Consider the following 10,008-nt stretch of genomic DNA (forward strand, 5'->3'; position numbering starts at 1 on the left):
CGCGCGACCAGGCCCGCCAGGTTGCGCGTGAGGGCGAGGCCGCGCTGCCGGCCGACCTGGCGCCGCTGCTGCGTGCTGCACCGCTGGGCGATGCGGGCCGCGCCGCGCTGGACGCCGACCTCGTCAAGGGCCATTGCGGCATGTTGGCCGGCGAGCGCTTGGTGGCTATGCGCTGGGCCCAGCGCGTGCGCGACGCGGCCATGTGGACCACGCTGCAGCAGGCCGCCGGCAGCCACGGCAGGCCGGCCGTTCTGTTGGCCGGCAACGGTCACGTGCGCGACGACTACGGCGTGGCGCAGCTGGCTCGCCAGCAGCAGCCGGCCGCGCGCGTGGTCAGCCTGGGCTTCACGGACGGCGGCGCCCAGTCCGCGGGGCAGCCCTACACCTACGTCTGGCAGACCGCCGCGCCCACCGGCCGTGGCGACCCCTGCGAGGCATTCAAGCAGCAGATGCGCCAGCGTGCCACGCCGCCGGCTGCAACGCCGGCCTCCGCGCCGGCGTCCTGACGCCGGCCTGGCGAGAAGGCCTCGACGTCCCCTGAAAAACCCCCGCAGGATTCGTGCGCTTCACGGCGGCGCCCTTCAACGTACTCGATGTTCTGCACCTGAAGCTCGGGATCGGCTCCAAGCAGTTGATTCTCTATCGAGATTTACTCAGAGGCCCCTCTGAACCCGCCAGTGAATCCGCCAGCAAACTTGAGTTTTGGCGACACGGTATGAGCAGGTAGCCACAGCCCCAGACAAGATCAAGCGAAGGCAATCTTGCGAACCACTTCGGGCAGCCTATCGAGCGTCGTCGGAGAGCTTGCGCGCCCGATCTAGCGGATCTTGCAGCCAGGTAGCGAGGTCTCGCACGATGTCGGGCAGCGGCTTTGGCGGAATCTCGTTCTTGAGCAGAAATGCCTTCCAGATTGCCACGCGGGTCGGATCGTCCGCAAACTCATCGGTCAGTCCGACCGGCAGCTTGGCGGGCACGTCCATGTCTCGACGCGAGAAGGTCGCAGCGATCGCCCTTGCCATCAAGGCCGGGTCCAAGGTCTCGCGATCAAGCATGACCCAGAGGTCGAGGTAGTCCTTCATGCGACTGTTCGTTATGCCCATAAGCGCGATGGCGTGCAGCTTCTCGGCGATGACGCTGTAGGCCGGATAGGTGCGCAGCTGCGGAGCGGGGAAGTCAGCGATCAAGACGGGGTATGTCGCGTGCACAGGCCCCGGCGTCACCGCGTCGCCGAATCCGACGTCGACCTGCACCTTGCACTTGGCTCGCGCAAGCTCGGCGGTGAAGACGATCCGCGCGCCGGCGTAGCCTGCGTCTTTGCGAATCTCCTGCGCCGTCACCGTAGCCGGGTCGAACACGATGCCGTCGTCGACCTCGATGGAGGCGATCTCCCGAAAGGTCTGCTCGAGGGACGCCAGATCACTGGCGCCAAAGCCCAGCAGGTCTACGTCGCGCGTCGGCCGGTGTGGCATGTCGTACCAAAGCGCGAACAACAGCGCTCCCTTGAGCAGGAAGTTGTCGGCGTGCGTCGAGCAGCTCATGCGGTACAGCAGGCGCTCGAGCGCGTACCGGACCAACACGCCGTTGAAGTCCGAGCCTTCGGCCTTAGCCAGGTTCAGCAGACGCGCTCGAACCGAAGCGGAAAGATCCTTGCTCACGTGAGCGCCTCCAGGTAGGGGCGCATCACGTTGGAGACACGGCAGATCTTTGCGTAGTGCCACAGGTCGTCGACCGAAGCCTTCTTCTGGGCCAGGGCGTCCTTCAGCGCCTCCAGGGCCACGTCCAGGCCGATCTTGTTGCGGTGCTTGAAGCAGTCGGCCACGGTCTTGGCGACGTTGTAGACGCGCAGTTGCACCTGATCACGCTCGAAGGCCTCAACGCCCTCGGAGTAGCTCGCTCCGGTGAACTGGACCATCTTGATCGGGGGATGCTCGATGCGAGGAGCATGGCTGCCGCGTGGCATGGCGATCCAGACCCGGCGCGGCAGCTGTGTCGTCAGTTCATGGAACTGCAGCGCGGTGAGCAGGCAGAACACCGCCTGCGGTGCCTTGATCGCGACCGCGGTTAGACCCAGAAACTCCGACACGTCGGCCTCGGGAAGGCGATACAGGCCACGCCCGACTCGTTCCAGTTGCCCGCTGGCGGCAAGCCGGCTGAGCACGACTCGCGGCGCGCCGAGCACCTCCAGATCGCCCGCGCGAACCAGTCCTTTGGTCCGCGCGAGCTCGAGGACGAGCTGAGGATGAGATCGCGGCGGCACGTTTGTTCCATTTATACGTCAGATAATTGTAATCGACGACAAAATGAACGCTCAGCAAGCGACCGCACGCACTGACCGGGGGTCAGGTTTCGGATGAAATCAACAGAGAGACGTCCGCTGGTACGACGAGGTGAGCGTCATGAACTCGCTCTCGGGGTGATTGCCAAGCCGCTGAAGCGCGGCGGGTAAAGCGGCGGGTGAATTGGGAACTTGGGTCTGCATGGCCCCGCATGGGGCATCATTCAATGTTCTGCACCTGAACCTCGGGGTCGAGGCCAAGTGGTTGATCCCTATGGAGCCCGGCTCTCATGCTGATCGAAAACCCCACGAAGTACCCCACACGAAACATGAGCTTTGGTGACACGTGATGGGACTTTTTCGAGGCTGACCGCCTCAGCGAAGCGCGACAAGAAAGTGTACCAGTGGCCCCTCTGCTGCAGATGCGGGCTGCGGGTTCAGTCGGCGTCGTCTGTCTGCCCATCGAAAGCCAGATGGGCGCCGGTGTCGGTCGACGGAATCCGATAGCCCATGGCTTGGTAGCCGCGCCGGCGCTTGTCCCACATTCGCAGGAGGGCTGGGTGCCCCGCGTCGACGAAGTCGATGACGCGCACACGTGTCTTGTCCGCATGCTCGCGGTGCAGTCGTCCGGCATATTGCTGCAACGTGCCCTTCCACGAGATCGGCATGGCCAACACCAGCGTGTCCAGTGGTGCGTGGTCGAATCCCTCGCCGATCAACTTGCCTGTGGACAGCAGTACGCGTGGCGTGTCCGGCGGCAAAGCGTCGAGCTCCCCGACAAGGGCCGTGCGCTGCTTCCTCGACATGCGGCCATGCAACGTGAACAGCGTCGACACCCGGCCCGCCAGCATCGCTTCAATGGCGCCAAGGTGGTCGGTCCGCTCGGTCAGGACTAGCACCTTGTGTCCCTGCTCGAAAGCGCTGGCAACCTCGTTCGCGATAGCCTGGATGCGGCCGGCGTCATTGGCGATGTGTCGGAAGACATCTTGGATGCCGGCATCGGCAGGTAGCCGGATGTGGGCCGACAGATAGCGGGGGATCACGTCCAAGGACTGAGGTGCGCCCGTCGGCCGGGCGGCCGTGTGCCGCATGGGCCCGCATTGCATGAAGATGATCGGTTGTCGTCCGTCGCGCCGGATCGGCGTGGCGGTGAGCCCGAGCACGTACTTGGCCCGCACCCGTTTCATGATGGCTTCGAACGAGACCGCCGAGAGATGGTGGCATTCGTCGACGATGACTTGGCCGTAGTTCTCGACGATCTCGTTCGTTTCGCCCTGCCGGGACAAGGACTGCATCACGGCGATGTCGATCCGGCCGGTCGGCTTGGCCTTGCCGCCGCCGATGGCGCCGATGACACCCTTGCCCACGCCCAGGAAGGCTTGCAGCCGCTCCTGCCACTGCTTGAGCAACTCGGTGCGATGGACCAGCACCAACGTGCTCACGCCTCGGCGGGCGATCAACGCCGTCGCCGTGACTGTTTTGCCGAACGCTGTCGGCGCGCACAGGATGCCGGTGTCATGATGGAGCATGGCGGCGACCGCTTGCTCCTGGTCCGAGCGCAGCTTGCCGGCGAAGCTCACATCCAAGGGTTCACCGCTTAACCGCTCGTCGCGCAGTTCACAGCGGATGCCGTTGTCGCGCAGGAGCTCTTCGACGGCATCCAGACAGCCGCGTGGCAGGGCGATGTGGTTGGGAAAATTCTCCGCGCAGCCGATCACGCGCGGCTCGTTCCACACTGACAGACGCATCGCCTGCGCCTTGTAGAACTCGGGGTTCTGGAATGCTGCCAAACGGATCAGGCGGTTCGCCAGCGCCTGCGGCAGAGAAGCCTTGTCAAAGTACAGCAAGTTGGCCGAGGTCACGGTCAGCGACGCGGGCATGCTGCCGGCCAAGCGCTGCCCGACAGTTGCGGTGCGTTTCCAGGGCTCCTGCTGGTCCTCTTCAGCAATGAAGGTGACGTCGAGCGGATGCGAGCTACCGGTGGCGCGCAGGATCGTTGGCTCTATGTCGTGCGCTGCCATGGTCGGGACCGAGGCGAGGAAGGCCCATTGGTCCGCATGGGGGTGTAGCCCGTCATCGACGAATACGCTGCCACCGCTTTCGCGCGGTAGCTTCTGCAGCGGCAGGCGATCAGGTTGCCGAAGCCGCCCTTGGGCATTGTGTCCTGGTTCGGGAACAGCCGGTCGTAGGACGTGAGCTTCAGTTGCCTGGTGCGGGCGCAGGTGTGGCTGATGATGGCCGTCCCAAGTCGGCGAGCATCCCGCGCGGCGACTCTCGAAGAGAAGAACACCCATGCGTGCGCTCCCTCGCCGGAGCGGGAGACCTCCAGCGCGGCCGGCACGCTGAGGTCACGGCAGGACTGGACGAAGGCCCGAGCATCGCTGCGCCACTCGGCATCATCGAAGTCCACCGCGAGGAAATGGCAACTGTCGTCCTCCAGCAGGGGATAGACACCGACGGTGTGTCGACCGGCGAGATGGTCGTAGATCGTCTGGTCGGTCAAGGGGACCAGCAGCCGATGACCGCAATCTGCGCACTTGATCCGCGGCTTCTCGCAGACGCCCGCCCGCCACTCGTTGGCGCATGCAGGCGAATAGCCAGTCTTGCCCGCTTTGCTTTCCCAGCGCACGGGGTAGACGTCCGTGCGGCCACGAAACAGGCGGCGAAAGAGCGCGACCTTCTCGTCGGTGGTGAAGGGCGTCACCACCGCGGCCGGTGCTGACGTGGTCGCCGGTTTGGTCACCTGCCAAGCGATGCCATGCGCGTCCAGCAATCCAGTCAACCGGGAGTTCTCGGCGCGCAGCCATGCCATTTCCTGCGCGAGTTCGTCGCCACGGTCAGTCGTCATCGGAAGCCTCACCCTGACCACAGCCCCGCTTCTGAAAGCCGGCGCAGCAACGCGCCCCGTGCGGCATGACGCACCAGCAGGCGTCGCAGGTCGCGGTCAAAGGCCTTGTGGCTGGAGACGAGCGCGTAGCCCTCCGCCAATTCCGTCAAGGCGCGAACTGCCTGCGCATAGCCCGAGGCCGACCCGCGCTGCGCCAGCGCATCGACCACTGCCCAGCGCTTGTCCACGTCGGCCATCAACCGCCGCAGGGTCGCTTCGCGTTGCTGGCGGTGCTCGGCCTCTCGTCGCGCGCGCTCATTGGCTTCATGTGCCCGGCGGACGCCCGACGCCGATCGGGCGAGTTCGCGCAGTTGACCCACGCTGCGCTGTGGCGCAGCGGCTGCAGGCGACGGTCGTTGAGCCTTGAGCCAGGCTGCATGACGTGATCTGACCTGGCGCTCAGCGACATGTCCATGGCCCTGCGCGATCAGCTTCAGAATCGCCGTCATATCGTCGCGCGGCAATTCCTCTAGCCAAGCATCCATGCGATCGTCGAACACGGCGTTGTCTTGGGAAGCCCGGCCGCTCCCCGCCATGGCAGCGCTCAGCATGTCGGGATCGATCTCCAGGAACTCCACCAGCGCTTGCTGTGGCGCGGACAAGGCCGACAAGCCGGGTGGCACTTCCGGTTCCAACACGTCGTCCCGGAACCCGTCCAGACTGGCCGCAGCCAGCCAGCCCAGGTAGATCGGACGCAGGTCGCCGCGCAGCAGTTCGTCGCGTAGTGGCGCCAGGCGACGCATCCAGCGGCTGCCGTCGTCCAGGTCGAGGCGCTCGTGGTTCTCGCTGTCGTCGAGCGACCAATCGATGATCCAGTGTGATTCGTTGGCCTCGAACGTCAGGGCATGGCGTGACGTGAAGGGCTTCAGCTCGGACTTGCAGAACGTGGCCAGCGGCACGCGCAGGGCGAGTCGGCAACTGCACCAGTTGGCGGTGTAGACGAAGGCGTCGAAGTAGCGCCGCATCCAGTCGGCCGGATCGGCCTTCAGATTGCCCCACGCGTAGTGGTTGACGAAGCTGGAGGGGGTGATGTCGGCGCGTGTGGAGACGGCGCGCAACTCGGCGAGCTCGGTGTCGGTCAGCGGCCCGTCGATGGCCGCGAATTCGTAGTACTGGTACTCGCGCATGATCAACGAGGTTCAGGTGGCTTGCGCTGGCGTGTCGGCTTGCGCGCGGCGGTTGCCGGCCTGACGGCACGAAATGCGGAATCGTCGCCGAGGTGAATGTAGAGATGGCCGTGCAATTCATCGCCCACGATCTCCGCGTGCCCCCGACCGGTCATTTCGTCGCCTTCGTCGAAGCCGTGCCAGGTGAACTGGATGCGCTTGCTCTGCTGAGCGTTGAGCTTGCAGTCCATCTGTGCCTGTACCAATCCGAACTGAAAGCTGCCGGAGCGGCCTGCGCCGAACGTGATGTGGCCGGGCTCGTCCATGTCCACGTAGTCCTGATCCCAGCCGGACATCCAGACGATGCGCCAACGGCTGGCGAATGGGTTCTGTGCCACGACGGCTATGCCTTGCCGGCGTCTGTGGGCGGCGAGGCCAGCTCGTACCAAACGCCACGGCCGGCGCCGTGCTGGCCCAGGTGACCACGCTCGACCAGCGCCCGGAAATGCTGCTTGAGCGTGTTGCGGTTGCCGCCGGTCAGCCGGATCGCATCGCCGATCGTGATGCGCCCGTGCTCCCGCGCGAACTCGACGATCTGCAGCGACAGCTCGGGCAGTGCGGCCAGCACCAGCTTCTCGCGCTCGACCTTACGGTTGAGACGGCGCACCTGTTCGGCCAGCGCGCGCAGGAAGAAGAGCAACCAGGGTTGCCAATTCGGAGTTTCGGTGCGAATCGTTCCCTGCGTCTGCCGCAACGCAAGGTAGTAGGCCTCCTTGCTGTGCTCGATCACGCTTTCGAGCGAGCTGTACGGCACATAGGCATAGCCGGCCTGCAGTAGCAGCAAGGTGGTCAGCACGCGGCTCAGTCGGCCGTTGCCGTCCTGGAAGGGATGGATCTCCAGGAAGACGACGATCCAGATGCCGATCTGCAGCAGTGGATGAAGTTGCGGTCCTGCTCCCGGCGTGGCGCGCTCATCGTTGAAATGAGTCACGAGTTCGGTCATCAGGCGCGGCGTGTCGAAGGGTGTCGCGGTTTCGAACACCCCGCCAAGTTGTTTGCCGTCCTCGTCGAAGGCGACCACGCTGTTCGTAGAGGTCTTGTAATTGCCGCGGTGCCACGCGTCCTTCTCGCTGTAGGTCAGCAGGTCGCGGTGCAGTTGCTTGACGTGGTTTTCGGTCAGGGTAATGTCCTGCCACGACGAGAACACGAGTTCCATGACCTCGGCATAGCCTGCAACCTCTTGCTCGTCACGCGTCGTGAACGACTTGATTTGCAGGTTGGACAGCAAGCGCTCGATCTCACGGTCCGACAGCTTGCTGCCCTCGATTCGAGTGGATGAGCCGATGCTCTCGATGGTGGCGACTCGGCGCAGTGCGGATAGCCGATCTGGCGCCAGCGTGCCGAGCGCGCGCCATGCCCCTTTGAATTCATCGATGCCTGCGATGAGGCTCAGGATCTCCGGGGTGATCTGGACAGTCTGGGATTGGATCATTGGTGCCAATAGTACACCCAATAACACCCAATAATTTCCCGTGCCCGACGAGGGCTTGGCGCATTCTTTGACCCATTTACACCCATTCCTTTCCGGCGCGCAGGCCTCCTTCTCTACAAGGCAGGTCGCCCGGCGCGCTCGCGGTCAAGTTCCGAGACTTTCGTCGGGGCTCAGGGCGAGGGGGCAGTCGCGAGTTGCCGCTTCGCCGATGGCCTTGGTCATCCACGACGGGAGTGCTGCTCGATGGGCGGCCTGAGTCCGCCACTCAGCCTCCTGAAGGGTCCGGCGCAGCGTCACCAGCGACTCGTGGACGTGGGGCGCTCCCATCCAGGCGAAGGCCCGAACCGCGGCCCCCGCGGGGCCCTGCCCCAGGGCCAGCATCCAGCGTGGCGCGTACTTGATCGTCACCTCCGACTGGCCGAGCTTCAGCCGTCGCGTCCGTCCCGATGCCTCCCGGATCGGGACCTGTGCCGTGTCTCCAGCAGATCCTGACGGGGTTGAGCTCAGTCAAAGCTGCCAAGCACTGCTTCGGCTGGTCATCGGCCGGCGTGGTGCCGCGGCGCTGAAGGAGCGCAACAGCCCGTCGGCAAGCGCCACGCAAAAGCGACCAGATAAGGGAGCGGAACCGGGCGCAAGGGGAGGGGCGTCCTACCGCCGCAGCCGGCGGCACGGTGCCCGGCCTGCACACGGCACGCACGGTTACCCACGCAGGGCTGTCAGGGGATCGTCTTCAACGATTTACCCGCCAAAACACATGGGCTTCGGTGGGACGGGATGGCACTGCATGAGCACGCCATTGGGACGGCGTGGGTCGCCAAGCTGAAGAAAGCGGCGGGGAAATCGGAAATTTGGGACGGCCTGGCACCGGATGGGGCACTACTCAATGTTCTGCACCTGCTCGCGCATCTGCTCGATGGCGACCTTCATCTCGACGGAGATGTTCGTGAGCTCCAGTGCGGCTGATTTGGAGCCCAGCGTGTTGGCTTCGCGATGCAACTCCTGGATCAGGAAATCCAGCCGTTTGCCGAGTTCACCGCCCTTCTTCAGCAGGCGCGTCAATTCGTCAAGATGGGCGCGCAGCCGCGCCAGCTCCTCGGCCACGTCGATGCGAATGGCAAAGCCTGCGGCCTCGTTCAGCGCGCGCTCCTGCAAGGCCTCCTGGGGCACGCTGCTGGCGGCGCCAGTGGCCGCCAGCGCTTCCTGCCAGCGCTCCAGAAAGCGCTGCTGCTGGCGGGCGACGACGGCCGGAAGCAGGGGCTCGGCCTCGTCGGCCAGTTCGCGCAGGCGCTTGATGCGCTCGGCCAGGATGGCGACCAGCTTCTCGCCCTCGCGCTCGCGGGCTTCGGCCAGGCCTTGGACGCAGGCCTGGGCAGCTTCCAGGGTGGCCGCGTCGAGCTGGGCCGGCACGGCCGAGCCGCTCTTGCACCAGTTCAGCGCTTCGTGGACGGACAGCGGCGCGGCCTGCGGCATCCAGGCGCGCACCTTGGCCTCGAGATTGGCCAGGCGGTTGAGCTGTTCCGGCTGAGGCTGGGGCCAACCGCCCTCGGCCTCGCGCTGGGTGTTGATGCGCAGCTCGATCTTGCCGCGCTTGAAGCGGGCCGCGATGAGTTCGCGCAGTTGCGGCTCCAGCCCGCGAAGCTCCTCAGGCATGCGCATGGACAGGTCCAGGAAGCGACCATTGACAGACCGCAGCTCGACGCTGACGGAAGCTTGTATGGAAGTGTTGCCGTCCTCGGCTTTAGGGGGCTGGGCCAGGGAATTGGCGTACCCGGTCATGCTGTAGACTGGCATTTCGCACTCGCAGAACAGACGTTAACTAAGAGACTCAAGCGCGATTATGTCCAAGCCGAAGCCGGCGCCCTTGCCCGCAGGCACGGTGGTTGGGGGCTACCAGATCATCAAGCGACTGGCGGCGGGCGGATTCGGCGTGGTCTACCTCGCCGAGGACCCCGACCACCACCTGGTCGCGCTCAAGGAGTATCTGCCCTCGTCGCTGGCCGAGCGCTCGCCGGGCGAACTGACGCCCCGCGTCAAGCCCGAGAAGCAGCCGCTGTACCGGCTGGGGTTGAAGAGCTTCTTCGAGGAAGGCCGCTCGCTCGCGCAGATCTCGCATCCCAGCGTCGTGTCGGTGCTGAATTTCCTGCGCGAGAACGAGACCGTCTACATGGTCATGAACTACCTGCAGGGCGACACGCTGCAGGACTTCATCGTGACCGCGCGCGACATGAAGCGCGACAAGGTGTTCCGC

At 65.1% G+C, this 10,008-nt stretch carries 9 protein-coding genes and 1 pseudogene; 2 read left to right on the plus strand and 8 right to left on the minus strand.

Annotation, left to right across the window (positions count from 1 at the left end; translation table 11 throughout):
* Positions 1 to 506, plus strand: a 506-nt coding sequence (locus VGF12_RS15195; RefSeq protein ID WP_331176885.1) for a ChaN family lipoprotein, incomplete at its 5' end; no start/stop codon positions are given.
* A 276-nt stretch (positions 507 to 782) separates the two neighbouring features.
* On the opposite strand, the gene VGF12_RS15200 is transcribed toward VGF12_RS15195, so the two are convergent.
* The 8 genes and pseudogenes from VGF12_RS15200 to VGF12_RS15235 all read right to left on the minus strand — a co-directional run bounded on the left by VGF12_RS15200 (position 783) and on the right by VGF12_RS15235 (position 9,551).
* Positions 783 to 1,655, minus strand: a complete 873-nt coding sequence (locus tag VGF12_RS15200; protein WP_331176886.1) for a nucleotidyl transferase AbiEii/AbiGii toxin family protein — start codon at positions 1,653 to 1,655, stop codon at positions 783 to 785.
* Entirely contained in the window at positions 1,652 to 2,257 is a 606-nt protein-coding gene (locus tag VGF12_RS15205) for a type IV toxin-antitoxin system AbiEi family antitoxin domain-containing protein (RefSeq protein ID WP_331176887.1), read from the minus strand. The genes VGF12_RS15200 and VGF12_RS15205 overlap by 4 nt, the downstream gene beginning before the upstream one ends.
* A gap of 455 nt (positions 2,258 to 2,712) precedes the next feature.
* On the minus strand, positions 2,713 to 4,296 hold the full coding sequence (locus VGF12_RS15210; RefSeq protein ID WP_331176888.1) for a DEAD/DEAH box helicase family protein: 1,584 nt from the start codon (positions 4,294 to 4,296) through the stop codon (positions 2,713 to 2,715).
* 39 nt (positions 4,297 to 4,335) lie between these two features.
* Positions 4,336 to 5,123 (minus strand): annotated as a pseudogene (locus tag VGF12_RS15215) (TOTE conflict system archaeo-eukaryotic primase domain-containing protein); the annotation flags it as partial.
* Positions 5,124 to 5,131: 8 nt separating this feature from the next.
* Positions 5,132 to 6,289: a hypothetical protein gene (locus tag VGF12_RS15220; RefSeq protein WP_331176890.1), complete on the minus strand. Its 1,158-nt coding sequence runs from the start codon at positions 6,287 to 6,289 to the stop codon at positions 5,132 to 5,134.
* A 2-nt stretch (positions 6,290 to 6,291) separates the two neighbouring features.
* Positions 6,292 to 6,594, minus strand: coding sequence for a hypothetical protein (locus VGF12_RS15225; RefSeq protein ID WP_331176891.1), 303 nt, complete (start codon positions 6,592 to 6,594; stop codon positions 6,292 to 6,294).
* A gap of 77 nt (positions 6,595 to 6,671) precedes the next feature.
* Entirely contained in the window at positions 6,672 to 7,760 is a 1,089-nt protein-coding gene (locus tag VGF12_RS15230; RefSeq protein WP_331176892.1) for a Fic family protein, read from the minus strand.
* 876 nt (positions 7,761 to 8,636) lie between these two features.
* Positions 8,637 to 9,551 carry a YicC/YloC family endoribonuclease gene (locus VGF12_RS15235; RefSeq protein WP_331176893.1) on the minus strand — a complete coding sequence of 305 codons (915 nt, stop codon included), beginning with the start codon at positions 9,549 to 9,551 and terminating at the stop codon, positions 8,637 to 8,639.
* Positions 9,552 to 9,597: 46 nt separating this feature from the next.
* Here VGF12_RS15235 and VGF12_RS15240 point away from each other — a divergent pair.
* A partial coding sequence (locus VGF12_RS15240) for a protein kinase domain-containing protein (RefSeq protein ID WP_331176894.1) occupies positions 9,598 to 10,008 on the plus strand: 411 nt, incomplete at its 3' end.

Source organism: Roseateles sp. (assembly GCF_036404855.1).
Taxonomy (GTDB): Bacteria; Pseudomonadota; Gammaproteobacteria; order Burkholderiales; family Burkholderiaceae_C; genus Pelomonas.

Bases quoted from the DNA above. Each gene is read 5' to 3' on its own strand.
- VGF12_RS15210 (WP_331176888.1), bottom strand. From the start codon at position 4,296: ATGGCAGCGCACGACATAGAGCCAACGATCCTGCGCGCCACCGGTAGC.
- VGF12_RS15220 (WP_331176890.1), bottom strand. From the start codon at position 6,289: ATGCGCGAGTACCAGTACTACGAATTCGCGGCCATCGACGGGCCGCTG.
- VGF12_RS15225 (WP_331176891.1), bottom strand. From the start codon at position 6,594: ATGGACGAGCCCGGCCACATCACGTTCGGCGCAGGCCGCTCCGGCAGC.
- VGF12_RS15230 (WP_331176892.1), bottom strand. From the start codon at position 7,760: ATGATCCAATCCCAGACTGTCCAGATCACCCCGGAGATCCTGAGCCTC.
- VGF12_RS15235 (WP_331176893.1), bottom strand. From the start codon at position 9,551: ATGCCAGTCTACAGCATGACCGGGTACGCCAATTCCCTGGCCCAGCCC.